This window comes from Pseudomonas sp. RC4D1 (assembly GCF_018390395.1).
Taxonomy (GTDB): Bacteria; Pseudomonadota; Gammaproteobacteria; order Pseudomonadales; family Pseudomonadaceae; genus Aquipseudomonas; species Aquipseudomonas danubii.
This window is the reverse complement of record NZ_JAHBAW010000002.1, coordinates 672,340-698,392: the sequence shown is the minus strand read 5'-3', so window position 1 is coordinate 698,392 and position 26,053 is coordinate 672,340. Positions and strand designations below refer to the sequence as shown.

Genomic DNA, 26,053 nt, shown 5'->3' with positions numbered 1-26,053 from the left:
AACCGACCAAGTAGCGACCAAGTAAGCACCCGGTAGTGCTCCAGCGGCCGTTCTGTGGTGTGGGCCTGCATGGGCGTGGGGGAGCGCTAATCGTCCAACAGCGTGTTGGACGATTGAGACTTTTGTACTGGCATTGGAAAGAGGCGGGCCGACCTTTTGTTTGCTCAATCGTTGGGTGTGCTTTTTACCGGCGAGGGCGTGCTTGAGGACGCCTTCGCCGGCAAGCCGGCTCCTACGGTAGAGGTAGGAAGGGGCCGTCTGCATCAGAAATTCACCGAAGCACTCAACCGCGCCGTCAGCGGCGCGCCCTGAAACAGGTAGTCGTCGCCCATGTATTCCCCTGCATCGCGCCAGTAGCGTTTGTCGAACAGGTTGTCCACGGTCAGGCGGAACACGGTTTCGTAGCCATCAATGCGCGTGCTGTAGCGGCTGCCGATGTTGAAGATGGCGTAGGCGCCGGTGGCGACGTTGCCCTGGCGGTCGGCGTATTTGCTGCCGCTGTATTGCATGCCGCCCAGCAGGGCCAGGCCGTCGAGCCAGGGCAGGGCGTAGTCGCCTTGGAGGCTGGCCCGCAGGCGGGGGACGTTGAGGGTTTGATGGCCTTCGTAGGCCGGGGTGCCGGTGCCCTCGACCCGGGAGCGAATCGCCGCGACGCTGGCGGCAATCTGCAGGCGCTGGGTGGCCCAGCCGTTGGCGGAGAGCTCCAGGCCGGTGTTCTTTTGCTGGCCCTGCTGGACGTAGGTGAAACCGCCTGCAGCGTCCGGGCGCGAGTACTGGTAGGCCTGGCGCATCTGGAACAGCGCGGCGGCAAAGCTCATGCGCTGCCAGTCGTACTTGATCCCGGCTTCGATTTGGCGCGAGACGGTGGGGGCCAGGGTGTCGCCACTGTTGCTGGCGAACCAGGGGGCCTGGCCACCCAGGCTCAGGCCCTTGCTGTATTGGGTGTACAGCGACAGTTCGCTGATCGGTTTGTAGATCAACGCGGCCTGGGGCAGGAATACATAGCGCTGGGTGTGGCGATCGCGCACGCCGTCCTTGTCGAAGCTCTCTTCGTCGAGGCGTACTTCGCGTCCGCCAAGGACGGTCTGCCACTGTTCGTTGAAGCTGATGCGATCGCTTAGGAACAGGCCGTATTGGCGGCTGTCGAGGCGTTTGTGGGAGTCGTTGAGGGCGCCGTTGTAGCGGTCGAAGTTTTCCGGCTCGCTCTGGATATTGCCCGTGCCAATCCATTGATTGATGGACTCGCGCCGGTCCACCACGCGGCGAAATGCACTGGTCCCCACGCTCAACTCATGGCCCAGGCCAGCTGCGTCGAAGCGGCCATTGAGCACCGCCTGCACTTCATCGTTGCGCCGGGTGTCGTCGGGGCTGCGGAAGTCGTAGATGTCGTAGTTGCCTTCCGGGCTGAAGTAGTTGCCGTTGGCATTGATGCAGCCGGTGGTGCAGCCGCCCCAGGCAAACGAGCTGTAGTCATCGATCACCACCCGGCTGCGGGACGCACTGAGGTTGCCCTTCCAGTCGTCGTTGAAGCGGTACTCGAAGTTGCCGCCGATGTTCAGCGATTCATTGGTCACAGGCTTTGAGCCGCTCTGGTGCCCCAGGAGCTTTTTCGGTGAGGCGTGGTGGGGCAGGCTGGAGCCGCCCAGCAGTTGATAGCCCGGGGCCGAGCGCTGTTGCTTGTTCTGGTATTCGATATCCAGTTGCAGCAGGGCATCGGGGCTGATGTTCCAGTCGAAGGCCAGGGAGGCAAAGTCGCGCTGGCCGTTGGTGTGCTCGACGTAGGAGTGCAGGTCTTCATGGGCCAGGTTGGCGCGCAGGCCGAACTGCTGTTCGCTGCCGAACCAGCCGCCGACGTCGGTGGCCAGATAACCGCTGCCGCGATCGTCGGTGGAGACGGTCACCGAGCGGATATCCGTGGGCCGCTTGGTCACGTAGTTGATCAAGCCACCCGGTTCGCTGACCCCGCTTTGCAGGCCGGAGAGGCCCTTGAGCAGTTCCACCCGCTGTTTGTTTTCCAGGGCGACGTTCTGCTCGCCGGTGATGGTGCGGTTGTTGATCTTGTAGCTGCTGGCGGCGTTCAGGGAGAAGCCGCGCACCTCGAAGTTTTCGTAGTAGCCCACCGGCGCGTAGCTCTGGCCCACCGAGGCGTCGTTCTTCAGCACGTCGCTGAGCAGCCGGGCCTGCTGGTCCTTGATCAGCTCTTCGTTGATCACGCTGATGGACGCCGGGGTGTCCAGCAGCGGTGTTTCGCTGAAGCCGCCCACCGAGGCGCTGTCGGCGCGATAGCCGTATTGCTCTTCGCCACTGACGGTCTGGGTCGGTAACTGGGTGCCGCTGGCGTTGGCCACCGCGTGGCTACCGGCCAGCAGCAGGCCCAGGGTCAGGCGATTGAAAGGCAATCCTGTGGAGCTGGCGCGTGTGGGGGGCGTCGGGTGAGTCCGGCTCATGAACAATCCTAGAAGGCGACGCGGTCCCCATGGCAGAAGCCGGGGGAGGTTCCTGAGAAGGCTACGATCGTCGACCTGAGTGTGTAGTGAGGAACAGCGCGGGAGCCCTGCGGGCATCAGGCAAGGGCCTGGCGGTTGCCGCTGGGTGCTGTCGGGCAGGCGCCATCATACAAGCTGCGGCGCGGGGGTAAAGGCGGGAGAGGGATTGGCTCAGGTTACCGAGGGGGGCGGCCCTGATGCATGAAAAGAAACGGCGTTACCGGTCAGGTTCAGGGGTGTTCATTTGCAGGGATTCGATCTGTTGTTCCAGGGTTGCAATCTTGCCCAGCAGGATGTTGATGAGTTTCTTGTCGTGGCTACGGACTTCGGTGGCGACCAGCGACTTTTCCAGTCGGTCGACGATTTCATTGTTCATGCTGCGGTTTTCCTGCTTGGCGATGCGCTTGACTTGGGTGTGAAGCTCACCAGGCAGGCGAACGATGAATTTTTGAGCGGGTGCGCACATGCCGGACCTCGGGTGATATCAAAAAGAAACATCATAGAAAGGTCGGGGCAGGCAGGGCTTCAAGAAAATTCTGAAAAAACAGCAAGATCGGGCTTAGTTTCGCTGAGCAGGGTGGGCGACTCGCTGAGCGAATCAGGGCATTGCGCTGCCTAAAGCCAGGCCGCTCAATCAAGAACTGACGCAGAGGGTGTCAGCCCCCTCGCCAGTGCTGAATGTCCGTTGGCATCAGGGCCTGGCCGGCGGCTCAAGCCCCGTGCCCGGCCTTAACGCCGATCCAGCCACACCGTCTGCGCATTGCAGAACTCGCGCACGCCGAAGTGCGACAGCTCGCGACCGAAGCCGCTTTTCTTCACCCCGCCGAAGGTCACCCGAGGGTCGCTGGCGCTGTAGCCGTTGATGAACACGCCGCCGGTTTCCAGTTCGTCGGTCATCTGCCGGGCCCGTTCCAGGTCCTGGGTGAAGATTGTCGCGGTGAGGCCGAACTCGCTGTCGTTGGCCAGTGCCAGGGCGTGCTCGGCATCCCGGGCGCTGATGATGGCGGCCACTGGGCCGAACAGTTCCTGCTTGAAGGCGGTCATTTGCTCGGTGACGTCCGCCAGCACCGTAGGCTGGTAATAGTTGCCGGCGCCTTCGACCTTGTCGCCCCCCAGCAGCAGGGTGGCGCCTTCGGCCAGGGTCGCCTGGACTTGCTGGTGCAGCTCGTCGCGCAGGTCGAAGCGGGCCATGGGGCCGAGGTAGGTGTCGCTGGCCAGCGGGTCGCCCATTACCAGGGCGCGGGTGGCTTCGACGAATTTGCGCGTGAACTCCGCGACCACCCCTTGTTCGATGATCAGGCGCTTGGCGGCGGCGCAGACCTGGCCGGTGTTCTGGTAGCGGCCGATCACCGCAGCCTTGACCGCTTCGTCCAGATCGGCGTCGTTGAGCACGATAAAGGGATCGGAGCCGCCCAGTTCCAGCACGCATTTTTTCAGCGCGGCGCCGGCCTGGGCGCCGATGGCGCTGCCGGCGCGCACGCTGCCGGTCAGGGTCACGGCGGCGATGCGGCGGTCGGCGATAGCGCGGGACACGCCGTCCGGGGTGACGTTGAGCAGCTCGAAGACGCCTTCAGGGAAACCGGCGCGCTGCATGACGTCCAGCAGCAGGTAAGCGCTGCCCATGACGTTCGGCGCGTGCTTGAGCACGTAGGTGTTGCCCGCCAGCAGCGCCGGCACCGCGCCGCGCAGCACCTGCCAGATCGGGAAGTTCCACGGCATCACCGCCAGCAGCGGGCCCAGGGGGCGGTACTCGATGCGCGCCTTGTTGTTTTCCACCAGGGTCGCTTCCGGGGCCAGCATGGCTGGGCCGTGCTCGGCGTACCACAGGCACAGCTGGGCGCACTTTTCGATTTCGCCGCGGGCCTGGGGCAGGGGCTTGCCCATTTCCAGGCTGATCATCCGTGCCATGGCCTCGCTGTTGTCCCGCAGGGCCTGGGCCAGTGCCGTCAGGTGCGCGGCGCGGGCGGCGACGCTCTGGCGTTTCCACTGGGCGAAACCGCGGGCGGCGCGCTCCAGGGTGGCGTCGGTTTCAGCCTCGGACTGGTAGGGGTAGGCGCCGATCTGCTCGCCGCTGGCGGGGTTGATCGACAAGGCGTGGGTGTGACTGGAAACAAGGCTCATGGCACCGTCCTGCAGGGTGGGAATGACGGCAGGTTACGGTGCTGGATCTTTGCTGAAAACTGAATAATATTAAGCGAGTCGTTCACGTTTGGAGAATGAAGTGGATCTGGTCCAGCTGGAAATTTTCAAGGCCGTTGCCGAGCAGGGCAGCATCAGCGCCGCCGCGCAATTGATCCACCGGGTGCCGTCGAACCTGACCACGCGGATCAAGCAACTGGAGCAGGACCTGGGGGTGGAGTTGTTTATCCGCGAGAAGAGCCGCCTGCGCCTGTCGCCCGCCGGGTGGAACTTCCTCGACTACGCCCGGCGCATTCTCGACTTGGTGGCCGAAGCGCGCTTGACCGTGGCCGGCGAGGAACCCCAGGGCCCGTTTGCCCTGGGTTCCCTGGAAAGCACGGCGGCGGTGCGTATTCCGGCCTTGCTGGCGGCCTACAACCAACAATACGCCAAGGTCGAACTGGACCTGTCCACCGGTCCCTCGGGGACCATGATCGAAGGCGTGTTGTCCGGACGTCTGGTGGCGGCCTTTGTCGACGGCCCGGTGCGCCATCCGGCCCTGGAAGGGCTGCCGGTGTTCGAGGAAGAAATGGTGCTGATTGCGCCCCTGGGGCACGCGCCGATTACCCGAGCGCGGGAGGTCAACGGCGAAAGCATCTACGCCTTTCGCGCCAACTGTTCCTACCGTCATCACTTCGAAAGCTGGTTCACCCAGGACGCCGCGGTGCCGGGCAAGATCCACGAAATGGAGTCCTACCACGGCATGCTGGCTTGCGTCAGCGCCGGTGCCGGGCTGGCGCTGATGCCCCGCAGCATGCTGGAAAGCATGCCCGGCTGCGCCACGGTCAGCGTCTGGCCGCTGTCGCCGCGCTTTCGCTTCCTGCGCACTTGGCTGGTCTGGCGGCGCGGCACCGTGTCCCAGAGTTTGAGCAGTTTTGTGAAGTTGCTGGAAGAGCGTGGGGCGGTGCTGGCTGAGGTTTGAGGGGAGCGATGTTCAACGCCTGCTCAAGGCCAGGCGAGCCGCGAACAGCACGAAGATCATCCCTGTGGTGCGGTCCATCCACTGGATCACCTTTTCCCGCTGCAGCACCCCGCTCAGGGAGCGGGTGGCGCCAATCAGCAGCAGGGACCAGATCAGCCCCAGCACCACGTGGATGCTCACCAGACCGAAGGTCCAGAGCACCAGCGGCTGTCCCTGGGGAATGAACTGCGGCAGAAAGGACACGTAGAAAACCCCCACCTTGGGGTTGAGCACGTTGCCCAGCATGCCCTTGAGAAACCAGTTGGCCCCGGGATTGCCGTCTGCGTCTGCCGGAGCAAACGAGCGGCGTGGGCGCAACAGCATGTTCAGCCCCAGCCAGGCCAGGTAGGCCGCGCCGCAGTATTTCAGCAGGTTGAAGGCCAGTTCCGACACCGCAATCAAGGCCCCCAGGCCGAAAGCCACGGCCGCGCCCCAAAGCAGGCAACCGGCGTTGATCCCCAGCGCGGCGCGTAGCGCCTGTTGCTTGCCTTCCACGGTGGCGGTGCGCAGCACCAGGGCGGTGTCCAGGCCCGGGGTCAGGGTAAGCAGGGTGGCGGCCAGGGTGAAGGCCAAGAGATTCTCAGTGATCGACATGGGGCAGGCTTCGAGTTGAGGGCGCAGGCAGGTTAACAGGCCACGAGCTCGACCCGTTACGCATGTTCAACAGTTTTTGCGCAGTGGCCGAGCCTGCTGGGCGAACCCGTGTGTTCGCCCTGATTGAACCGTCGATCAGCCGTAGAGACCAGCCAGTTTGAATGCCCAGTCGGTGCTCAACCCGATGATTTCCAACAGCAGGTGCAGCAGCATGGGGACCAATAGTCCTCCACTGACAATTCGCGTGACAGCGAACACACAGCCACTCAAGAAGATCAGGGCAACGGACGTCCAGTTGCCGTACTGCAGGTGGAGCCCGGCGAAAATGGCCGAGGTCACGATGATGGCAATCCATTTTCAGAGCTGGCTGTTCTCATATGGAAATAGCCGCAGCAGGTAGTGGCGGAAAAACAGTTCCTCGGCAATCGGCGGCAGCACCAGCAGTGAGGCGACTTTGATCAAGGTTTGCCAAGGGCTGAGCCCGGTCAGCAAGTCGCTCATGAAGGCTTCTTGAGGCAGATGCAAAAAGGCGATGACGATGCCAAACAGTGCATAGAGTGCGATGAGGGCCAGCGCGCCAACTTTTAATGGCTGGCTGAATGTTCGCCCGCGCAGCATAGCGGCCGGGTCAGAGCGGTACTGGATGACGAACAGGATGGACAGGACGAGTGCAGCGGAGCCACTGCTGATGGCGATCATCAGGTGGTTCTGCATCTCTGCCGGCACCAGCAGGATGCCGGGTATTCCAGCCAGGAAGAACATCAGGGCAGCCAGAATGAATAGTCCGAGCCGAGGAAAGAACCGGTAGGTAGAACGCTCAGGGGCGCATGCCCCAGGTGGGGAAAACCGATGAGTCACAGTCACTCCATGAATGTGCGATAAGCGAGGCGGCATAGTGCCGCCATTGGCGACCATCAGGAACTGCTTTCAGGTGGCCCTTGCAAAGAGCCTTCAGCCTTTGCACCTGACCAGTGCCAGATACACGCCGGCTTCTTTCCCCGGTTCGATGTAATGGGCGCCTTCCAGATCGGCAACCTGGGTCGGCTCCATCACCAGTTCCAGTTCGGGTGCGCCCTTGTAGCGCTCCTCTCCACTGCTCAGACCGTGCTTGAAGGCTCGGTGAAAGGCCTCGCAACTGGTGAAGTTGCCGTAGGTGTAGCCGCCTTTCTGGTCCCCGTAGAACTGTGAGTAAGTCAGCAGCACGATGCCCCAGCGTTCGACATGTTCGTCGGGCGTGGTGCGGGGTATCTGCTTGACCAGGTCATTGCGGATCTCCCGGATCTTGGAATGGGCGTTCTTGTTGTTGTGCACCACCTTGAACTCGATGGCGGTCGAGGCCTCTTCGCCGTAGCTGTCCTCGACCCAGATATCCACCTTGCGCCGCTCGGCGGCGATCAGCCAGCGCGGGACGTTGCAGCGAGGAACGCTGATGTGGCTGGGGCGGTAGTCGTCGCGTTCATCCAACTGGCCGCCGAGGCCGAAATGCTCGCGATTGATGTCCAGCAATGCCGCCGATTCCAGGCTCAGCCACAGTTCCGGAGCGACACTGACAACAATCGATTTGAGAATGCGCTGGCGTTCTTCCTGTTGCAGGTGCGTCAGCAGCATTTCGGTAAAGCGGGGAACAAAGGACATGGGATCTCCTTATCAGGTCCGAATAGGTGGAACGGTCAGATTAATGCCCATCTGTAGGAGCGAGCTTGCTCGCGATGCTTTCCAAAGCGCCGCCTATTCCCGGTGAGTGCGGGTTATCGTTGACGTCCTCGGCGAGCAAGCGCGCTCCTACGACAGGGCGGCGGTTAGAACGGGCCGCGGGGTTCAGGGATGCCCAGTTGCTGTTGCCGGGCTTCGAGCTGTTTGTCCACGGCGCGTTTGCCACTGAGCAGCTTGAGGTGCTGCACGCTGGGCGGTAGCTGGCTGTCGATCAGTGTCAGCAGATCCATCTGTGGGGCCTTGATGATGCGCAGGTCGGCGATGTTCGAGGTGTTCAGGCCGCTGAGTTCCTTCAAGGCCTTGAGATTGGCCAAGCGCAGCCTGCGCAGATGCGCAGTGTCGCCCAGCGCCAGCCGGCTCAATTGCGCCTGATCCTCGATCTGCAGCACTTGCAGCTGTGGAAACCCTTCCAGGTCCAGGCGGTTGAGGCCACGGACCCGCAGGATATCCAGTTCCTTAACGTACGGGTTGCGCAGTTCCGGCATGCCCTCGCGGCTGCCGAAGCTCACCGACAGGCTGTGCAGGCCGGACATACGGGCCACCATGCCCAGGGGCGTCTTGGCCGGCATGCGGTGCAAGTTCAGGGTGGCGATGTTCGGGCACTGGCTCAGGACGTCCAGGTTGTGGCTTTGCACACTGATGGATAGCTGGTGCAGGTCGGGCATCTGGTCGATGGGCGCGAGGTCGATGGCGGGGCCCTTGTCCAGGGAGAGCCGCAGTTGTTGCAGGTGCTTGAGGTTGGGCAGGGCCAGCAGCCCGGGCAGGTCGGCGCTGATCACCTGCAGGGCAAACTCCCGAAGCAGGGGCAGGCGGCCGATGGCCTCGTAGTGATCCAGGGTGTCGAGGCAGTCCAGGCTCAGGGACTGCACATGGGGCAGGGCCAGCAACACCCGGGCATCGAACGCGCTGCCCGGGTAATGGCTATAGAAGCGCACGGTGAGGCGTTCACCGAAACGGGCGCAGAGCGTGTCGAGCTGACTCAGCAGTTGGCCGTCGTACTGTTCGGCCTTGGCGAACTGGACGATGACCTGGGCCTGGTCATCGGCCTCCAGGCGGGCGCTAACCTGCAGTTCCAGGTCGGCCTGGCTGGGGGCTTGAATTCGATGGGGAAACATCAGCGGTCCTTGATGATTTTCGCCGCGGCATCATGCCATTGAGCACTCTTCATCGCCATCTGCGCGCAGGCCCGGCCAGCTCCCGGGCCGCCTTGCAGGAAAGGTTACGGGTCGACCTGGCCCATCAGCTCGGCCACCGATTCCGGGCGCTTGGCGTAGCGCTGGGCCAGCACCGCGCAGACCATCAGCTGGATCTGGTGGAACAGCATCAAGGGCAGAATCAGCACGCCCATGGTGCTGCCGGCGAACAGCACCTGGGCCATGGGCACGCCGGTGGCCAGGCTCTTTTTCGAACCGCAGAAGAGGATGGTGATGCGGTCTTCCTGGTCGAAGCCGAACAGCTTGCCGAGAAAGCTCGAGGCCAGCAGCACCAGGGCCAGGAGGATGCAGCAGGCCACCACCAGCCCGCCCAGTTCCCACAGCGGGATCTGCTGCCAGATGCCTTCGTTCACCGCCTCGCTGAAGGCGCCGTAGACCACCAGCAGGATCGAGCCCTGGTCGACGAAGCGCAGCCAGTTCTTGTTGCGCCCGACCCAGGCGCCGATCCAGCGCCGGGCAATCTGCCCGGCGATAAAGGGCAGCAACAACTGCACGCTGATCTTGAGGATCGCATCCAGGGTCGAGCCGCTGTCGCCGTGCACGTTCAGCAGCAGGGTCACCAAGAGCGGGGTGAGGAAGATCCCGAACAAGCTCGACGCGGCGGCGCTGCAGATGGCCGCCGGGATATTGCCCCGGGCCAGGGAGGTGAAGGCGATGGCCGATTGCACTGTGGCGGGCAGGGCGCACAGATACAGCATGCCCAGGTACAGGTCGTTGCCCACCAGCGGCGACAGCAGCGGCTTGAGCGCCAGCCCCAGCAGCGGGAAGAGCACGAAGGTCAGGCTGAACACCAGCAGGTGCAGGCGCCAGTGGCCGGCTCCGGCGATGATCGCCTCGCGCGACAGCTTGGCGCCGTGGAGGAAGAACAGCAGGCCGATGGCGAGGTTGGTCAGCCAGCCGAAGCCGACTGCCACCTGGCCGCTGGCGGGCAGGAAGCTGGCCAGCAGCACCACGCCGATCAGGGTCAGGGTGAAGTTGTCGGGCAAAAGACGCGAGCGAGTCATAGCGGGATCATCCGGGGGTTGCCAAGTGCGGTGGGGCGACTCTAACGTGGCTGGAATTTACCGACTAACGCCAAGGAGCCCATTAATGCCGTCTAAAGGACATGAGAAAATCGTCCGCCGCAGTATTCCCGGGCTGCCGAGTCTGCCGCGACCGGTGTACGGGCGCACCGAATCCTTGCCCAACCGCGCCTTGACCCGGCGCCACAGCCACCCCTGGGTGCAGTTGTCCTACGCGATTGCCGGGGTGCTGGAGATCCAGACCAGCGCCGGGCGCTTTGTCGCACCGCCGCAGCGCGCGGTGTGGATTCCCGCCGGGGTGCCGCACCGGGTGTTCAGCTCGCCGCGCACCGAGATGCGCAGCCTGTACCTCGATTGCAGCGTTACCACCTGGGCGGCGCCAGACAGCTGCCAGGTGCTGGCGGTCAGCAGCCTGCTGCGGGAGCTGATCCGCGCCTTCAGCGAATTGCCGGTGGAGTATGTCGAGGACAGCGCCGACGGGCGCCTGGCCCAGGTGCTGCTGGACCAGCTGGCCGCCGCGCCGCAACTGGACCTGATGCTGCCGCTGCCCCTGGACCCGCGTTTGCGGGCGGTCTACCGCAGCTTGCAGGCACACCCGGAACAGCCGACCACCCTGGGGCAATGGAGCCAGAAGCTCGGGGTCACGGAGAAAACCCTCAGCCGCCTGTTTCTCAAGGACACCGGGCTGACCTTCCGCGCCTGGCGCCAACGCTTGCGCCTGCTCGGCGCGCTGACCCCGCTGGAGCAGGGCGAGCGGGTCACCGATGTTGCGCTGGCCTGTGGCTATGACTCGACCTCGGCGTTTATCGCCGCGTTTCGCCAGCAGTTCGACGCCACCCCCGGCGAGTTCTTCCGCGACCTCTGAAACCCCGCGATTCCTGTAGCCGCTGCCGCAGGCTGCGAACGGTCGCGAAGCGGCCGCTGCGTTATATCAGCAAGCCGGTTTGGGTCTGCTGCGCAGCCCATCGCAGCCTGCGGCAGCGGCTACAGGGGGCGACGATGCGGCAGGTGCGGCGGCGCGGCAGGTCAGGCCCTGGATGGGCGCAGCAGTTCGATGCGCTCTGGCGGCACCAGGGTGCGCAGGGTCTTGTACAGGGCCCGGGTTTCCAGCAGGTTCCAGATCCGCAGCAGGGTTTCCAGGGCGTCCAGCGGCTTGCTGATGAAGTCCCGGGCGCCCAGGGCCAGGGCCCGCAGGCGGGTGTCGCGGGTGGCGTCGGCGGTGAGCACCAGAATGGGCAGGTAGTCGTTGGCCGGAATTCGCCGGTTCAGTTGCTCCAACACCGCAAAGCCGTCGAACTCGGGCATGTGCAGATCGAGAATCACCAGGTCCGGTTCGAAGCTGTTGAACAGTTCCAGGGTGCGCAGCGGCTGGGTGCTGCTCAGGACGTTGTGCAACCCTTCACGGGCCAGCAGTTGTTCCATCAGGTCGAGGTTGGGACGTTGGTCGTCGACAATCAGGATGCGCATATCGGCAGTCATACGGGCTCCGCTAGGCAGGCTTGGAGGTGGGCAAGGAACGCCGGTACATGGATCGGCTTGGTGAGGATCGCCGTCGCCCCGGCTTCTCGCAGGGTGCGCTGGGTCAGCTCGCTGGCGTCGGCAGTAATCATCAGGATCGGTGTGGTGGCGGTGATGGCGGAGGCTCGCAGGCGTTGCAGTACTTCCAGGCCCTGCAGGTCCGGCAGGTTGACGTCCAGCAGGATCATCTGCGGTGCGTGCTGGCGGGCCAGATCCAGGCCCATCTGCCCCTGCATGCTCGAGAGCAACTGAATGCCCGGCCGGCGCTGCAGCAGGGTTTCGATCAGCGCCAGGCTTTGCAGGTTGTCTTCGATGCAGAGGATCTTGCCCTGGTGCCGGGCCGGCGCCTGGGGCGTCGGCAGGCTCAGTGCCGGAGCGGCAAAAGGCGTTGCGGCGGGGGCATCGGGCAGGCGCACGAAGGGCAGCTCCAGGCTGAAGCGACAGCCGCTGCCCAGGGTGCTCTGCACGCTGAGGTCGCCGTCCATCATTTCCAGCAGGCTCTTGCTCAGGGCCAGGCCCAGGCCGGTGCCTTCGACCTTGGGGTCGGCATCCAGGCGTTCGAACGGCTTGAACAGGCGCTCCAGATGATCAGGGGCAATGCCACCGCCGGTGTCGATGACGCTGATACGCAGGCGCGGTCCGTCGATCGCCACCTCGATGCTCACCTGGCCGGCGCTGCGGTTGTACTTGATGGCATTGGACAGCAGGTTGAGCAGCACCTGGATCAGCCGCTGGCGGTCGGCGATCACTCCGCTGTCCACCGGCAGTTCCGGCAGCGGTGCCAGGTGAATGCCGGCGTCGGCGGCCATCGGCGACACCAGGGTCAGGGCTTCATGCAGCACCGCCGCCAGGGGCATGGGCTCGACGTTCAGCGGCAGGCGCCCGGCTTCAATGCGAGCGATGTCCAGCACCTCGTTGATCAGCGCCAGCAGGTGCTGTCCGGCCCGCAGGATATGCCCGACCTGGGGCCGCTGGCCGGCGCTGGAATCCATGTCCAGCAGTTGCGCGAAGCCGAGGATGGCATTGAGCGGGGTGCGCAGTTCGTGGCTCATGCGCGAGAGGAACTCGCTCTTGGCACGGCTGGCGCTTTCGGCTTCTTCGCGGGCGGTGCCCAGGGCGATTTCCGCGGCGCGGCGGTCGGTGATGTCCCGGGTGATCTTGGAAAACCCCCGCAGGGCGCCGCTGGCGTCGTATTGCGCAGTGATCACCACGCTGGCCCAGAAGCGGCTGCCGTCCTTGCGGCAGCGCCAGCCTTCTTCCATGTAGTGGCCGTGGGCGGTGGCTTCGCGCAGGGCCATGTCCGGGTGCTGCGGGCATTCTTCCGGCAGGTAGAACAGGGAGAAATGGCGGCCGATGATTTCCTGGTCGCGGTAGCCCTTGATCCGTTCGGCACCGAAGTTCCAGGTGGTGACCATGCCGGCGGTGTCCAGGGCAAAGATCCCGTAGTCCTTGACCCCGTCGATGATCAGGCGCAGGCGTTCTTCGTTGTCGCGCAGGGCGCGCTCGCGCTCGGCCAGCAGTTGCCCTGCTTCCACCAGGCGCGTGCCCAACTGGCCGATCTCATCCAGCTCCGGGGCTTGCGGCAGCAGGGGCTGACCCAGGGCCAGGCGCTGGGCGTTGCCCTGGACCTGCTGCACCCGAGTGACGATGCCCCGGGACAGCAGCAGCACCGCAACGATGGCGCCAAACAGCCCGCAACCGGCGGCCAGCAGGGTGGCGAACAGCAGGCGCATGCGGGTTGCCGCCGCGGCCGCGGTGCGTTCGGCCAGCAGCGCGTCCTCGTGGATGCGCATGGCGCTGATCTGTTCACGCAGCACGTCCAGCACCTGTTTGTTGTCGATGAGGATCGCGGTCACGGTGGCGCTGTCGTCGCGGCTGCCGTTGCGCAGGGCCACCAGGCCTTCGAGCTTGGTCTGGATCAACGGGGTGATGGTGTGCAGGTACTCGCGCATGCGCGTGTCGCGCACGTTGCGGTCCAGGCGTTGCAAGGCGGCTTCAATCTGCGGGCGGGCCTGGAGGTAGGCGGGCAGGAAGTCCTCGCTGCGGGTCAGCAGGTAACCGCGCACGCTGGCCGCGGCCTCGGCCAGCAGGGTGTGCACGGTCTGGATGTCGCCCTGCACCAGCAGCACCCGGCGTACGTCTTCTTCGGCGCGGGCGGTCTGGCGTTCGGCGCTGTAGATCAGCACCAGCGACAGCAGCAGGATCACCAGGGGCAGGGAGATCACCACCAGCGCCTTGCCCCGCAGCGGCAGGTCGGCCCAGCGCCGGGCGCTGCGCAGGTTCATGGCCACTGCCCGCTGGGCTGGGTCACCAGCCCCAGGGCAATGCCGCGCACCGCCGCCTGGGTACGGTCGGAGGCGCCGAGCTTGCCGATCACCCGCTCGACGTGGGCCTTGGCGGTGCCGGTGGTGATGCCGAGCTTTTCGCCGATCTCGCGGTTGCTGAAGCCGCCGGCCACCAGCCCCAGCACCTGGCGCTCGCGGGCGGTCAGGGCCTGGACCTGAGGCGCCTGGCCGTTGCCGCGTTCGGTCATGCGCCGCAGCAGGCGCGCGCTGACCGCGCTGTTGAGGGCTTCCTCGCCCTGGGCCACCCGTTGCAGGGCGCCGATCACTTCGTCGCGACTGGCGTCCTTGAGCAGGTAGCCCACGGCGCCGGCGGTCATGGCCGCTTCCAGGTGATCGGGGCTGTCGTCCATGGTGAAGATCACCACCTTGACCTCGGGCTGGCGCTGCTGCAGAAGGCGCGCGGCTCCCAGGCCATTGAGCCGCGGCATGCGGATGTCGAGGATGGCGATGTCCGGGCGCAGTTGCTCGCACAGGGCCAGGGCTTCTTCGCCGTCCCTGGCCTGGCCCACCACTTCGAACTCCGGATTGCCCGCCAGCAGGGCGACGAAACCGGTGCGGGTCACTTCATGATCATCCGCCAGGACCAGGCGTATCAGCGTACTCATAGCGCTGGCTCCAAGGGCTGGACGGGAACCCGGGCCAGTAGCCGGGTGCCATTGCCGGGCCGGCTGTCGCAGCTGAAGTAGCCGCCCAGCAGATGGGCGCGTTCGTGCATGGCGACCTGACCCAACTGTTCGGCCACCGGGGCCGGCGAGCTGATGAAGCCGCAACCGTCGTCGCTGACCCCGAGCAGCGCCTGGCCGTCCTCCAGGGCCAGGCTCAGGTGCACCTGCGAGGCCCGGGCGTGTTTGAGAATATTGTTGATGGCTTCCTGGGCGATGCGGAACAGGGCGATTTCCACCGCGTCGGGCAGGCGCTGCGGCGCGCGCTGTCCCCAGTACACCAGCAGGCCGGCGTCGCGCAGGCGGTCGGCCTCGCGGTCGATGGCCCGCAGCAGGCCGAAGTCGTCGAGCACGTGAGGGCGCAAGCCGCCGATCAACTGCCGGCCTTCGCCGACGCAGCCCTGGGCCAGTTGCAGGATGGTCTGCAGGTCCTGCTGCAGCTCGGCGGACAACGGCGGACAGCGCCCGGCGAAGCCCTGCAGGCGCTGATGGAGTCCGGCCAGGGTTTGCGCCAGGCCGTCGTGCAGGTCATAGGCGACCCGCTTGCGTTCGTCTTCCTGGGCGCTGAACAGTCGCTGCACCAGTTCCGACATGCTGCGCTCCCGGGCTTGCAGGTCGCGCAGCAGGCGCTGGTTTTCCAGGTGCGCGGCCAGCAGAGTGGCCAGCAGTTGCAGGGATTCCAGGTCTTCGCTGTCCGGGGGGCTGATGGGCACGCTGTTGGCCAGCAGCAGGGCGCCGAAGGCCCGGCCGTCGGCGCGGTGCAACAGCACGCGCAGCACGGCGCTGTCCGGGGTCGGCGGCGGCTCCGGCCACTGCGGGTGATCGGCCAGGGCGCGCAGGCCTTGCAGGCGTTCTTCATGACCCTGGGCGGCGCGGGTGTGGATCACACCGTCTTCGGCCCATTCCAGCAGCAGCCCGTGGTCCATGGCGGCAAAGGCACAGGCCCGTTGCACCACCCGTTGGCGCATCTGCTCGGGGGGCAGTTGCAGCAGCTCCTGGCCGGTGTCCACCAGCAGTCGCAGGCGCGCGGCGCGGCTCTGGGACTGTCGATACTGGCTGCGCAGGGCCAGGGCGCTGGCGGGGTCGAAGGATGGGGTGGACATGGCGGGGCTCCAGTGTGGCGGCGCTGCTGTTGAACAAAAGCGGGCATTAGACCCGCTGCTGCACGTCACGCCTATCTGCCAAATGGCATAGGCCAAAAGCTCCAGTTGGCCGATGGCGCGGGCGACGGCGATGGGCAAAGTGTGGCTCATTGAAACCCACTGGAGAAATCGTATGAAACTGAAAACCACTGCCCTGGCCCTGTTTTTTGCCTTCACCGCTCCATTGGCGGTGGCCGCCGAGGTCAAGCCCTATGTCTATAGCGCCGTTGCCGAGCAGCCGCAAGCGGCCCAGGACCGTGAGATCGCCGGCCTGTTCGACCGCTGGAACAGCGCCCTGCAGACCGGCAACCCGCAGTCGGTGGTGAGCCTGTATGCGCCGAACGCAGTGTTGCAGCCGACCGTGTCGAACCAGGTGCGCAGCACTCACGCACAGATCCAGGACTACTTCGAGCACTTCCTGGCGTCCAAGCCGGTAGGTCAGATCAACTACCGTGAAATCCGTCACCTGGGCCCCGATGCCGCCCTGGACAGCGGCGTCTACACCTTCACCCTGACCGATGCGTCGGGCAAGGCCGAGAAGGTCCAGGCGCGCTACACTTTCCTGTACGAGCGTATCGATGGCCAGTGGAAGATCCTCAACCATCACTCCTCGGCCATGCCGCAAGTCCAGCCGCAGCTGGCCGCTCACTGATCCACCTTGCGTTCCCTTCACGCCGAGCTTTCGCTCGGCGTTGTCGTTTCCCGCGGCTCACTGCTCGCGGTAGCGCCCCGGGGTCATGCCGAACCAGCGCAGGCAGGCCTTGTGAAAACTGCTCTGGTCGCGAAAGCCCAATAGCGCGCCGATGTACTTGACGCTGCGCATGGAGTTGCGCAGGAAGCTGTGGGCCAGCATCAAGCGGGCTTCGTCCAGCAAGGCGGAGAAATGCACGTCTTCATGGCCCAGGCGGCGTTGCAGGCTGCGGGTGCTGACCCCGACGATCTGGGCAATGTTCGGCAGGTCGCTCGGCGCGCCCTGGGCCAGGCGTTCGGACAGCGCTCGGCGGACCCGGGCGGTCATCGAACCGTTGTGCAGCAGGTTGAGGCGATTGCGCGCGTACTCCAGGTGCAGCACATCCAGGGCCGGGTCGGCGGTGGGCAGGGCAATGGCGCAATCCTGGCTGCTGAAGGACAGGCTGTTGTAGGGCGCGCAAAACTGCAGGTTGTCTCCCAGCAGTTGGCGCAGTGACCCGGTGTCCAGCGGCTCCTCGTAGGTGAAGGTGGCCGCCAGGGGCCGCAGTTTGTGCTGCGGCAACAGCCAGTGCAGCAGGCCCAGGGTCTGGGCCGCGCCGGCGTCGATAAAGGCCCGGGGCATCATCGAGGGTTCGCTGGCCACGTCGAAGCCGATCAGGGTCAGCATCTGCGGTTTGCGTTCCAGGCACATGCAGAAGCCGTTGCTGATCAGCGCGTGGTAATCCACCAGGCGTTGCAGCGCGATGCCCAGGGTAGCGCAGGACATCACCGCATAGCCCAATGCCTCCAGGTTGGCCGGATGGGCCTTGCTGTAGGCCAGCAGGCCCAGGTCCGGCTTGCCGGTGCGGCGCACGGCTTCCTGTATCACCTGATAGACCAGTTCCAGCCTCACGCCCTTGGGGTTTTCATACACATCCCGCAGGCTGCTGCCCAATTGCTTGAGCAAGGTTTCGACGTGGGCGCCGCCCTCATTCATGACATCGGCAAGCACCCGAAAGCTGGCGCTGGTCATTCTATGCATAGGTCTTCCTGGACTGATGGCTAAGTGATATCGGAGAGGCCATTGGCATGATTGCAATAAACACGGGGCCACAGACGATTCGGCAGTGCCGCGCGTTTCCGAGGACAAGCGAAAGGTATCCAGGAACACTTCCTCAAGGCCTGTGCCAGGGTCGATCATGCTCGGCCAGGGCCCTTGGGAAGGGTGACGGCCAGCGCGTCGCATCCGGTTCGCCGCGAGGGTGCCGTTGTCTTGCCCGGGGAGTTGTCATGCAAAGCGTCAGAGACTTTTATCGTGAACTGGCCCAGGGCCGCCTGATGCTGGCGTTCCAACCGGTGGTGTGGCTGCCCGACAGCAGCCGGGTGCTGTACCACGAAGGCTTGCTGCGCCACATCGATGCCCAGGGCGGCGAAGTCTATCCTCTGGCGCTGCTGGAAAAACACCAACTGATGCGCGAGCTCGATCACAGCGTGGTGCGCTGCGTGATCGAGGCGCTGCACCGTGATGAACGCCTGCGCCTGGGCTGCAACATTTCCGCCCAGAGCGCGATCATCGACGGCTTCTGGTTGCCGATTCTGCAGGTGCTGCGCGACTCACCTTCAGTGGCCGCGCGACTGGTGATCGAGATCACCGAAAGCGCCACGCCGCCGAGCATCGAGGCGGCCAGCGAATTCGTCCTGTGCCTGCGCGAAATGGGCTGCCGGGTGGCCATCGACGATTTCGGCGCGGGCCTGGGCACCCTGGAGTTCATTCGCCAGACCCGGCCGGACATCGTCAAGATCGACAAGGGCTACATCCAGCGTGCCCGTGGCGAACTCAACAGCGCCCAGACCCTCAGCCACCTGGTGCAGCTGTGCAAGACCCTGGCGCCGTGCGTGATCATCGAAGGGGTGGAGACGGGCAGCGACCAGAACCTGGCCACTGCCTGTGGTGGCGAGTGGGGGCAGGGCTATCTGTTCGGTCGCCCGCAGGTGGATCGGCTGGGGCGGCGCTGCTGCCTGGAGCAGCGCAGGGCAGCGCTGTGCGCGTCGGATCAGGCGTAGCCCGGTTGCGCCAAGGCACGGCGCATGCCCGCCTGAAGGGGGTCAATCAGCCTGCGGGGTGATGGGCGGGGTGTGGGCCGTTGGGTCTTGCACCTCGGCACTGATGGGCAACGCCGGCAGCTCTTCCTCGGGAATCTCCTTCTTCTTCACGTGCCTGTTGCGCTTGGGCCGCTCCGGCTGGAACGCGTCGTAGGGCAGCAGCACGGTGTCGAGCGCCGCATCCAGGGGCAGGCTGGCCACCAGCAGGATCGGGCACACCACCGTCACCCAGCAGCCGCCGGTGATCATGCGTGCGTAGCCCATGTCATAGCCGGTGAGCACTTGGGCGTTGGTCTTGACGCTGCGGTAGTAGCGGTCGTCGCGAAAGTCCAGGGCATTGCCGCGAGTCATGTAGGTGCCGCAGCCGGACAGCAGCAGGGTGTTGAGCAACAACAGGTAATGGAGGATTCGGATGATCGGGCTTCCACGCAGGGGCGAAACAGGGTCGGGCGCGAATCAGTGATTCATCGCGTCATAGGGCAGCAGCGCGGTGTCGGCCACGGCATCCACCGGCAGGCTGACGATGGCCACCACCGGGCAGACGATGCTGACCCAGCAGAAGACCGTGGCGTAGCCGTCGTAGCCACTGGAGCCACGCATGGTCAGCAGCTCGATATTGGCCTGGGTGCCTTTGTAGTAGTCGTAGCCGCTATGGGCGTTGGGCGTGCGGGCGATCAGAGTGCCGCAGCCCGTCAGGGATATTGCGGATAACAGAAGTACAGCGTTGAGGGCTTTGATGATGCCATTCCTTAGCGAGCAGATTTTTGCCGCGCGCATCGTCGCAGAAGCCTGGGGCGCACGCTAGATAGGCTCAAACAAATAATCGGCGCCCGATCAGAGCGCTGATGGAATCAACAGCAACAGATCGGTATCGCCGATATCCACGCCGGCTTGGGTCAGCAGGGTGCTGGCCTGGCCCCGGTGATGGGTCTGATGATTGAAAAAATGCACCAGCAGGGCATACACATTGCGCTCGGCGACCACGCCCAGGGTGTTGGCGTAATGCAGGCTGGTGTCCAGGTCGGCGTCGCTCAGGGACTGGCTGAAATCCAGGATCAACTGGTCCAGCCATTGGCGCTGCTGCCAGAGCCCGCCGAGGTTTGGGAACAGCAGGGTCTTGAGGTCCTGGGGCAGGGCCACCTGCTGCAGCGGGGCCAGCGCCGGATGCTGCGTCGGGTGTTGGGCAAAGCGCTTGAGCCAGATCGTGTCACCGGCCAGCAGGTGATTGAGGGTGCCGAGGATCGAGCCGAAAAACGCCTGGCGGTCGAGGACGATCTGCGCCTCGGGCAGGCTCATGGCGGCGTTGTACAGCTTGGCGTTCATCCATTGGTTGTAGCGGGCCATCAGGCCCAGGTGCTCGGTGCGGTTCATGGCCGTTCCTGGTGGTGGTGTGGGGCGCTCGATCAGGCGGTCGTCAGCTTCGCAAGGTGCATGGCCAGCGCGCAAGGGCGGCTTGAAAATCTCCGTGCGATGGGCGTTTTTCCGGCCGACGAGGCATTAAAAAAACCGCCCCTTTGGCCCCGATAACATCGTTTCTCGGGGCTTGGGCTTTTCTCTATATTGGCCACCAGATCCAGCGCGGCAACAGGCCGCGCGCCCTCTATGGTGAGCCGTTGCAATGAATAAAAAACCTGAACGCACAGGGCTGGAAAATCCTGGAACCGCCACTCGCGTGGTCTGGGGCGGGGAGCAGATCCGTCATCCCTACAACGCCACGCAAACGCCGATTGTCGCCAGCGCCGCCTATGGCTACGACGACATCGACCAGTGGTACGACGTGGCCCTGGGCAAGGCCCCTGGCTTTATCTACAGCCGCATGAGCAACCCCACGGTGGAAACCCTGGAAGCCAAGCTGCGGGACCTGGAAAACGCCGAGTCGGCGGTGGCTTTCAGCAGCGGCATGGCGGCCATCAGCGGCGTGCTCTACAGCTTTCTGCGCCACGGCCAGCGGGTGGTGTCGACCAAGGACAGCTACGGCGGTACCAACAAGATTTTCGAAGAGTTCCTGCCGCGCATGGGCGTGGCCGTGACCCTCTGCGAAACCTTCGACCAGCAGCAGATCGAAGCCGAGATCGCCCAGGGTTGCGACCTGCTGTACCTGGAGACCCCGACCAACCCGACCCTGAAGATCGTCGACATCCAGCGTCTGGTGAGTGCGGCGAAGAAGGTCGGCGCCCTGGTGGTAGCGGACAACACCTTTGCCACGCCGCTGAACCAGAACCCCCTGGCCCTGGGCGTGGATGTGGTGATTCACAGCGCCACCAAGTTCCTCAGCGGTCACGGCGACGTGCTCGGTGGCGTGGCCTGCGGCAGCGAAGCGCTGATGAGTCAGGTGCGCCATTACCGGGAAATCAACGGCGCCAGCCTCGATCCGTTTTCGGCCTACCTGATCATCCGCGGGATCAAGACCCTGGCCCTGCGCATGCGTCAGCAACAGCACAGCGCGGCGCAACTGGCGCAGTTCCTGCTCAACGAGCCGCTGGTGGAAGCGGTGAATTACCCAGGGTTGCCCAGCCACCCGAACCACGCCGTGGCCTGTGCACAGATGCGCGGTTTCGGCGCCATCGTCAGTTTTGTCCTGGTGGGCGGCATGGACAGCGTCAAGCTGCTGTTACCGCGCCTGCGCTATGCCCACTGCGCCGGCAACCTGGGGGCGGTGGAAACCATCTACGGCCCGGCGCGCACCACCAGCCATGTGGAGAACACCCTTGAAGAGCGCCAGGCCCTGGGCATCTCCGAAGGCCTGGTGCGGATCTCGGTGGGCATCGAAGACACCGACGACCTGCTGGCCGACCTGCAACAGGCCTTCGCCTGGCTGCGCCAATCCCTCAAGCACAACCCGGCGCCCGGCGCCGTCCCTTCCCTGAATGCCCGGGCCGAGGTTGCCCACTGAAAGAGCGCGCAACACCCCCACAGCAAGGCAGCCCGTGGGGGCTTCATGAAGAGGAATAACAATAAAAACCTGGTGGCATCCGATTTGTTTTCTGCCCATTTCCACAGTCGCAGAAATTGAGACTTGCCCTGACAACTTTCATGAGAACCATCATGTCCCTACAAGAACAACAGGCCGACTTGCGCGGCGGCTTCAAGCAAGAAATGCAGACCCGGCACATCGTCATGCTCGCCCTCGGCGGGGTGATCGGCACCGGGCTGTTCCTCACCTCCGGCTACACGGTGAACCAGGCCGGCCCGCTGGGCGCGGTGATCGCCTACATCATCGGCGCGCTGATGGTGTACATGGTGATGATGTGCCTCGGCGAGCTGGCGGTGCAGATGCCCGAGACCGGCTCCTTCAGCACCTACGCCACGCGCTTTCTCGGCCCCGGCACCGGCTACACCGTGGCCTGGCTGTACTGGCTGACCTGGACCGTGGCCATCGGCTCGGAATTCACCGCTGCCGGTATCCTCATGACCCGCTGGTTTCCCGACACCCCGGTGTGGATCTGGAGCGCGCTGTTCGCCCTGGTGGTGTTTTTGTCCAACGTGGTCTCGGTGCGGCTGTTCGCCGAGACCGAGTTCTGGCTGTCGCTGGTCAAGGTGATCACCGTGCTGGTGTTCTTGGTGGTGGGTGGCGGGGCAATCCTGGGCCTGTTGAACATCGATCAGGCCCACAGCATCGGCTTGAGCAACTTCACCCGCGAGGGGCTGTTCCCCACCGGCTTCATGCCGATTGCCATGACCCTGCTGGCGGTGTCCTTCGCCTTCTCCGGCACTGAGCTGATCGGCATTGCCGCCGGTGAAACCCGCGACCCGCAACGCAACGTGCCACGGGCGATCCGCACCACGGTGCTGCGCCTGGCGATCTTCTTCGTCGGCACCATCTTCGTCCTCGCCACCCTGTTGCCCCGGGAGCAGGCCGGTTTGGTGGAAAGCCCGTTCGTCACGGTGTTCACCTACATCGGCATTCCGTACTCGGCGGACATCATGAACTTCGTGATCATCAGCGCGCTGCTGTCCGCCGCCAACTCCGGGCTGTACGCCGCCTCGCGGATGCTCTGGACCCTGAGCGACCAGGGCCACCTGCCCAAGCAGTTCTCGGCCCTGACCCGCATGGGCACGCCGCTCAACGCGATCATCGTGAGCATGGCCGGCGGCGCGGCCTCGTTGCTCAGCAGTGTGTTCGCCCCGGACACCATCTACCTGGCCCTGGTGTCGATTTCCGGGCTGGCGGTAGTAGTGGTGTGGATGAGCATCGCCGCCAGCCAGATCGCTTTCCGCCGTCACTACGTGGCCAATGGCGGTGATGTGCGCGAGCTCAAGTTCCGTGTCCGCGGCTACCCCTGGGTGCCGCTGGGGGCCTTGTTCTGCTGCGCCCTGGCCTGTGTCGGCATCGGCTTCGACCCCGAGCAGCGGGTGGCCTTGTACTTCGGTGTGCCCTTCATCGCCTGGTGCTACTTCGTGTATTACATTACCCGCAGTAGCCGCCAGCGGCGCCTGGCCCTGGCACCTCTGGCACGCTCGTCCGATGCCCTTCAGGGCTGAAGAACGGGAGCGGTCTCCAGGGTGTCCATGAGAGTCAGGCCATGAAGCAGAAAAGCTTGCCCCCGCTGAACTGGCTGCGCGCCTTCGAAGTGTCCGCCCGCTGCCTGAACTTCACCCACGCCGCCGAGGAACTGTTCCTCACCCAGGGTGCGGTGAGCCAGCAGATCCGCCAACTGGAAAGCCACCTCGGGGTGGCGCTGTTCAAGCGCCTGCCCCGGGGCCTGGACCTGACCGAGGAGGGGCGCTCCTACCTGCCGGTGGTGCAGGACGCCATCACCCGGCTGGCGGTGGGCACCAACGAGATCTTCGGCCAGCACCAGCACCGGCCGATCAAGGTGCGCGGCAGCCTGGCGTTCTTCGTCCACTGGCTGGCGCCCAAGCTGGTGACCTTCCAGCAGGCCCAGCCCCAGGTGGACCTGCGCTACATCAGCAATATCTGGGTCAAGGAACTGGACGGTGAGGACGACATGGAGATCCGCTGGGGCCGCGGTCATTGGCCGGGGCTGGTGGCCCAGCGCCTGACCTGGGACAGCCTGTTCCCGGTCTGCGCCCCGGCCTTGCTGGCGCGCTTGCCGCTGCAGGTGCCGGACGATCTGGCCCGGCATCAACTGCTGCATGTACTGGGCTATGAGGAGGGCTGGGGCTACTGGCTCAAGCGCGCTGGCGCCAGCCGCGTGGACTCGTCCCGGGGCATGCAGTTCGACACCCTGATCTCGACCCTGCGCATGGCCGAACTGGGCCAGGGCGTGGCCCTGGCCCGTTCCTCGATGGTCGCTGAAATGCTGGCCGACGGGCGTCTGGTGGAGCCCTTCGAGCAGCGTATCGAGGCCAGCGAATCCTTTTATCTGGTGCGCGGCGCTGACGCCGAGCAACACCCCGATGCGCTGAAGTTTTCCACCTGGCTGGTGGAGCAGGCCCATCGCTACAAATGACTGGCCGGAGCCAAGCATGCGTTATGTGAGTACCCGCAGTGCCACCGAGCAGGTGGATTTTGCAACCGTGGTCCTGTCTGGCGTGGCTGTCGATGGCGGGCTTTATGTGCCGCAGCAGCTGCCGAGTTTCAGCCCCCAGGAAATCGCTAACTGGTCGACCCTGGATTACCCCGAACTGGCCTTTCGCGTGCTCAGTCCCTTTGTCGGCAACAGCCTGCCCGAGGCCGACTTCAAGCATCTGCTTGGCCAGGCCTACAGCGGTTTTGGCCATCGCGCGGTGGCGCCGCTGCGCCAGATCGATCGCAACGAATGGCTGCTGGAGCTGTTTCATGGCCCCAGCGGTTCGGCCAAGGACTTTGCCGCACGCCTGCAGGCCCAACTGGTGGGCTACTTTCTCCAGCGCCGGCAGCGCCCCGGGGTGTTGGTGGGAGCCACCAATGGCGACACCGGGCTGGCGACCATCGAGGCCTTCAAGGACTGCCCGCAGACGCGAGTGCTGGTGTTCTATCCGCAGCACGGGGTGCCGGAACAGCAGGGGCGGCAGTTGCAGGCGGCGCACCACCCGGGCCTGTGGCGCTTCGCCGTGGAGGGCAGCTTCGATGATTGCCAGACCCTGGTCAGCCGCTTGCTGCGCCAGTGGCCGTTGGCCGAGCATGAGGTGATCGGCTTCAACTCCAGCAACTGGGTCGGGGTCATGGCCCAGCTGGTGCTGTACTTCCATGCCGTGCTGCAACTGGGCGGGGGCCAGCGGCCCATCGGCTTCAGCGTACCGGCGGCCAGTTTCGCCGAGGTCTATGCCGGCTACATCGTGCAGAAAATGGGCCTGCCCATCACCCAGATGATCGTGGCCACCAACCGCAATGACGCCCTGCACCAACTGTTCCTGAAGAACCAGTATTCCCGGGGGCAGGCCAGCCAGAGCCTGTCGCCGGCCATGGACCTGTCGCTGTTCGCCAACCTGGAGCGCCTGGTCTGGGAACTGTATGGCCAGGACCCGCAGGCGGTGGCGGCGCTGATGCAGGGCTTCGAGGACAGCGGCGAGATGACCCTGGACAACGAGGCCTGGCTGCAGGCGCGGATGATCATCGACTCCTATTCGGTCAGTGATGAAGAGACCGGCAAGGAGATCGTCAGCCTGTACCGGGACACCGGCTACGTCATTGATCCCCATGCCGCCACCGGCGTCCTGGCGGCGCGCCTGTACCGCCGCAGCCTGGTGGCGCCGATGGTCACCCTGGGGGAGATTGCACCGGCCAAGTCGGCGCGCCTGCTGAGCTCGCTGGGCATCCCCGGGTTGCCGCAAGAGCCGGTGGCACCGCCTTCGACGCTGCAGTGGCAGACGCTGGCCGCGGATGACTTTGGCGCGCTGCTGCACTGCCTGGAGTCCTGGTGATGGGCCGGTGCAAGGTGAGCCCATGAAGCGGATTCTTGATCCTCTGGACGAGCGCATCCTGGCCGAACTGACCCTCAATGCCCGGGCCGCCCACGCCGAGCTGGCGGCCAAGGTCAACCTGTCGCGCAACGCCGTGCGCCAGCGCATCGAACGCCTGGAGCGCGACGGCGCGATCCAGGGCTACACCATTCGCCTGGGCGAGGGGCGCGGGGCGGAGACCCGGATCAATGCGCTGATCTTTGTCTACCGCTACGACCGCATGCGCGGCGCCGAGGTATTGCAGGCCTTGCGGGCGATGCCGGAGATCGTCCAGTGCGAAGTGCTCAGCGGCGAGTTCGATGTACTGGTGCGGGTCAGCGCCGCCAGTGCGGAGCGGGTGCACCGGGTGTGGAATGACATCGCCGCCTTGCCTGGGGTGGAAAATACCGTGACGTCCTTTGTTTTGTCGTCTGTGGCCTGAGCGCAGAGCCGGATCTTCTGGCCTCCTGTAGCCGCTGGCGCAGCCTGCGAAAAGGCCCGAAGGGGCTTCAGCGTTGGTGGGGGCGCTGCGGGCCCAAGGCCCGTTCGCAGCCTTCGGCAGCGGCTACACGATCTATAGCCCCAGCAATCCCTGTAGCCGCTGCCGAGCCTTTGGCGAGG

The 26,053-nt window shown here is 64.9% G+C and carries 26 protein-coding genes; 9 read left to right on the top strand and 17 right to left on the bottom strand.

Going from position 1 to position 26,053, the window contains the following annotated elements; genetic code table 11:
• Nucleotides 1-263: 263 nt before the first annotated feature.
• The 3 genes from KHO49_RS18880 to KHO49_RS18870 form a co-directional block, all read right to left on the bottom strand.
• Nucleotides 264-2,447 (bottom strand): TonB-dependent siderophore receptor, encoded by a 2,184-nt coding sequence (locus KHO49_RS18880; RefSeq protein ID WP_213665619.1) that lies wholly within the window; start codon nt 2,445-2,447, stop codon nt 264-266.
• Between the two features lie 256 nt (nt 2,448-2,703).
• Entirely contained in the window at nt 2,704-2,952 is a 249-nt protein-coding gene (locus tag KHO49_RS18875) for an Arc family DNA-binding protein (RefSeq protein ID WP_102881746.1), read from the bottom strand.
• A gap of 263 nt (nt 2,953-3,215) precedes the next feature.
• Nucleotides 3,216-4,607, bottom strand: coding sequence for an aldehyde dehydrogenase family protein (locus tag KHO49_RS18870; RefSeq protein WP_213665618.1), 1,392 nt, complete (start codon nt 4,605-4,607; stop codon nt 3,216-3,218).
• A 100-nt stretch (nt 4,608-4,707) separates the two neighbouring features.
• Here KHO49_RS18870 and ptrR point away from each other — a divergent pair, with 100 nt between their 5' ends.
• Entirely contained in the window at nt 4,708-5,586 is an 879-nt protein-coding gene (gene ptrR, locus KHO49_RS18865; protein WP_102881744.1) for a putrescine utilization regulator PtrR, read from the top strand.
• A gap of 12 nt (nt 5,587-5,598) precedes the next feature.
• On the opposite strand, the gene KHO49_RS18860 is transcribed toward ptrR, so the two are convergent.
• The 6 genes from KHO49_RS18860 to KHO49_RS18840 form a co-directional block, all read right to left on the bottom strand.
• Nucleotides 5,599-6,219 (bottom strand): LysE family translocator, encoded by a 621-nt coding sequence (locus KHO49_RS18860; protein ID WP_213665617.1) that lies wholly within the window; start codon nt 6,217-6,219, stop codon nt 5,599-5,601.
• Between the two features lie 135 nt (nt 6,220-6,354).
• Nucleotides 6,355-6,561: a CPBP family glutamic-type intramembrane protease gene (locus KHO49_RS31095; protein WP_349628981.1), complete on the bottom strand. Its 207-nt coding sequence runs from the start codon at nt 6,559-6,561 to the stop codon at nt 6,355-6,357.
• Nucleotides 6,562-6,576: 15 nt separating this feature from the next.
• The gene (locus tag KHO49_RS31090) at nt 6,577-6,981 is read right to left on the bottom strand and encodes a hypothetical protein (RefSeq protein ID WP_249735690.1); all 405 of its coding nucleotides are present in this window, start codon (nt 6,979-6,981) and stop codon (nt 6,577-6,579) included.
• 189 nt (nt 6,982-7,170) lie between these two features.
• Nucleotides 7,171-7,854, bottom strand: a complete 684-nt coding sequence (locus tag KHO49_RS18850; RefSeq protein WP_213665616.1) for a hypothetical protein — start codon at nt 7,852-7,854, stop codon at nt 7,171-7,173.
• 164 nt (nt 7,855-8,018) lie between these two features.
• Nucleotides 8,019-9,047, bottom strand: coding sequence for a hypothetical protein (locus KHO49_RS18845; protein ID WP_213665615.1), 1,029 nt, complete (start codon nt 9,045-9,047; stop codon nt 8,019-8,021).
• A gap of 104 nt (nt 9,048-9,151) precedes the next feature.
• Nucleotides 9,152-10,150, bottom strand: a complete 999-nt coding sequence (locus KHO49_RS18840; protein ID WP_110652794.1) for a bile acid:sodium symporter family protein — start codon at nt 10,148-10,150, stop codon at nt 9,152-9,154.
• 85 nt (nt 10,151-10,235) lie between these two features.
• On the opposite strand from KHO49_RS18840, the gene KHO49_RS18835 reads away from it, so the two are divergent.
• On the top strand, nt 10,236-11,033 hold the full coding sequence (locus tag KHO49_RS18835) for an AraC family transcriptional regulator (RefSeq protein ID WP_213665614.1): 798 nt from the start codon (nt 10,236-10,238) through the stop codon (nt 11,031-11,033).
• A 161-nt stretch (nt 11,034-11,194) separates the two neighbouring features.
• Here the strand turns inward: KHO49_RS18835 and KHO49_RS18830 are convergent, their stop codons facing one another.
• Genes KHO49_RS18830 through KHO49_RS18815 form a run of 4 tightly spaced genes read right to left on the bottom strand, consistent with a single transcriptional unit; the run spans nt 11,195 to nt 15,796 of the window.
• Nucleotides 11,195-11,647, bottom strand: coding sequence for a response regulator (locus KHO49_RS18830; RefSeq protein WP_102881737.1), 453 nt, complete (start codon nt 11,645-11,647; stop codon nt 11,195-11,197).
• Nucleotides 11,644-13,971, bottom strand: coding sequence for an ATP-binding protein (locus KHO49_RS18825; protein WP_110652792.1), 2,328 nt, complete (start codon nt 13,969-13,971; stop codon nt 11,644-11,646). The genes KHO49_RS18830 and KHO49_RS18825 overlap by 4 nt, the downstream gene beginning before the upstream one ends.
• Nucleotides 13,968-14,636 (bottom strand): response regulator, encoded by a 669-nt coding sequence (locus KHO49_RS18820; RefSeq protein ID WP_102881735.1) that lies wholly within the window; start codon nt 14,634-14,636, stop codon nt 13,968-13,970. Before KHO49_RS18820 ends, KHO49_RS18825 begins: the two co-directional genes overlap by 4 nt.
• Complete coding sequence (locus tag KHO49_RS18815; RefSeq protein WP_123394560.1) at nt 14,633-15,796, bottom strand: sensor histidine kinase; 1,164 nt, start codon at nt 15,794-15,796, stop codon at nt 14,633-14,635. The genes KHO49_RS18820 and KHO49_RS18815 overlap by 4 nt, the downstream gene beginning before the upstream one ends.
• A gap of 172 nt (nt 15,797-15,968) precedes the next feature.
• Here KHO49_RS18815 and KHO49_RS18810 point away from each other — a divergent pair, with 172 nt between their 5' ends.
• On the top strand, nt 15,969-16,487 hold the full coding sequence (locus tag KHO49_RS18810; protein ID WP_102881733.1) for an SgcJ/EcaC family oxidoreductase: 519 nt from the start codon (nt 15,969-15,971) through the stop codon (nt 16,485-16,487).
• A 57-nt stretch (nt 16,488-16,544) separates the two neighbouring features.
• Here KHO49_RS18810 and KHO49_RS18805 read toward each other — a convergent pair whose 3' ends face one another.
• Complete coding sequence (locus tag KHO49_RS18805) at nt 16,545-17,546, bottom strand: AraC family transcriptional regulator (protein ID WP_102881732.1); 1,002 nt, start codon at nt 17,544-17,546, stop codon at nt 16,545-16,547.
• A gap of 248 nt (nt 17,547-17,794) precedes the next feature.
• On the opposite strand from KHO49_RS18805, the gene KHO49_RS18800 reads away from it, so the two are divergent.
• Nucleotides 17,795-18,568 (top strand): EAL domain-containing protein, encoded by a 774-nt coding sequence (locus KHO49_RS18800; RefSeq protein WP_102881731.1) that lies wholly within the window; start codon nt 17,795-17,797, stop codon nt 18,566-18,568.
• Nucleotides 18,569-18,610: 42 nt separating this feature from the next.
• On the opposite strand, the gene KHO49_RS18795 is transcribed toward KHO49_RS18800, so the two are convergent.
• From KHO49_RS18795 to KHO49_RS18785, 3 genes are all read right to left on the bottom strand, one after another.
• The gene (locus KHO49_RS18795; RefSeq protein ID WP_249735689.1) at nt 18,611-19,000 is read right to left on the bottom strand and encodes a YceK/YidQ family lipoprotein; all 390 of its coding nucleotides are present in this window, start codon (nt 18,998-19,000) and stop codon (nt 18,611-18,613) included.
• A gap of 63 nt (nt 19,001-19,063) precedes the next feature.
• Nucleotides 19,064-19,384 (bottom strand): YceK/YidQ family lipoprotein, encoded by a 321-nt coding sequence (locus KHO49_RS18790; protein WP_110596082.1) that lies wholly within the window; start codon nt 19,382-19,384, stop codon nt 19,064-19,066.
• A 57-nt stretch (nt 19,385-19,441) separates the two neighbouring features.
• The gene (locus KHO49_RS18785) at nt 19,442-19,978 is read right to left on the bottom strand and encodes a DinB family protein (RefSeq protein WP_213665613.1); all 537 of its coding nucleotides are present in this window, start codon (nt 19,976-19,978) and stop codon (nt 19,442-19,444) included.
• Nucleotides 19,979-20,225: 247 nt separating this feature from the next.
• Between KHO49_RS18785 and KHO49_RS18780 the strand changes: the two genes are divergently transcribed.
• From KHO49_RS18780 to KHO49_RS18760, 5 genes are all read left to right on the top strand, one after another.
• On the top strand, nt 20,226-21,500 hold the full coding sequence (locus KHO49_RS18780) for a cystathionine gamma-synthase family protein (protein WP_102881728.1): 1,275 nt from the start codon (nt 20,226-20,228) through the stop codon (nt 21,498-21,500).
• A 152-nt stretch (nt 21,501-21,652) separates the two neighbouring features.
• The gene (locus tag KHO49_RS18775) at nt 21,653-23,089 is read left to right on the top strand and encodes an amino acid permease (RefSeq protein ID WP_102881727.1); all 1,437 of its coding nucleotides are present in this window, start codon (nt 21,653-21,655) and stop codon (nt 23,087-23,089) included.
• 41 nt (nt 23,090-23,130) lie between these two features.
• Nucleotides 23,131-24,021: a LysR substrate-binding domain-containing protein gene (locus KHO49_RS18770; RefSeq protein ID WP_102881726.1), complete on the top strand. Its 891-nt coding sequence runs from the start codon at nt 23,131-23,133 to the stop codon at nt 24,019-24,021.
• A 16-nt stretch (nt 24,022-24,037) separates the two neighbouring features.
• Entirely contained in the window at nt 24,038-25,414 is a 1,377-nt protein-coding gene (gene thrC / locus KHO49_RS18765) for a threonine synthase (protein WP_213665612.1), read from the top strand.
• 22 nt (nt 25,415-25,436) lie between these two features.
• A complete protein-coding gene (locus KHO49_RS18760) occupies nt 25,437-25,874 on the top strand; it encodes an Lrp/AsnC family transcriptional regulator (RefSeq protein WP_102881724.1) in 438 nt (145 codons plus the stop codon).
• Nucleotides 25,875-26,053: the final 179 nt, after the last annotated feature.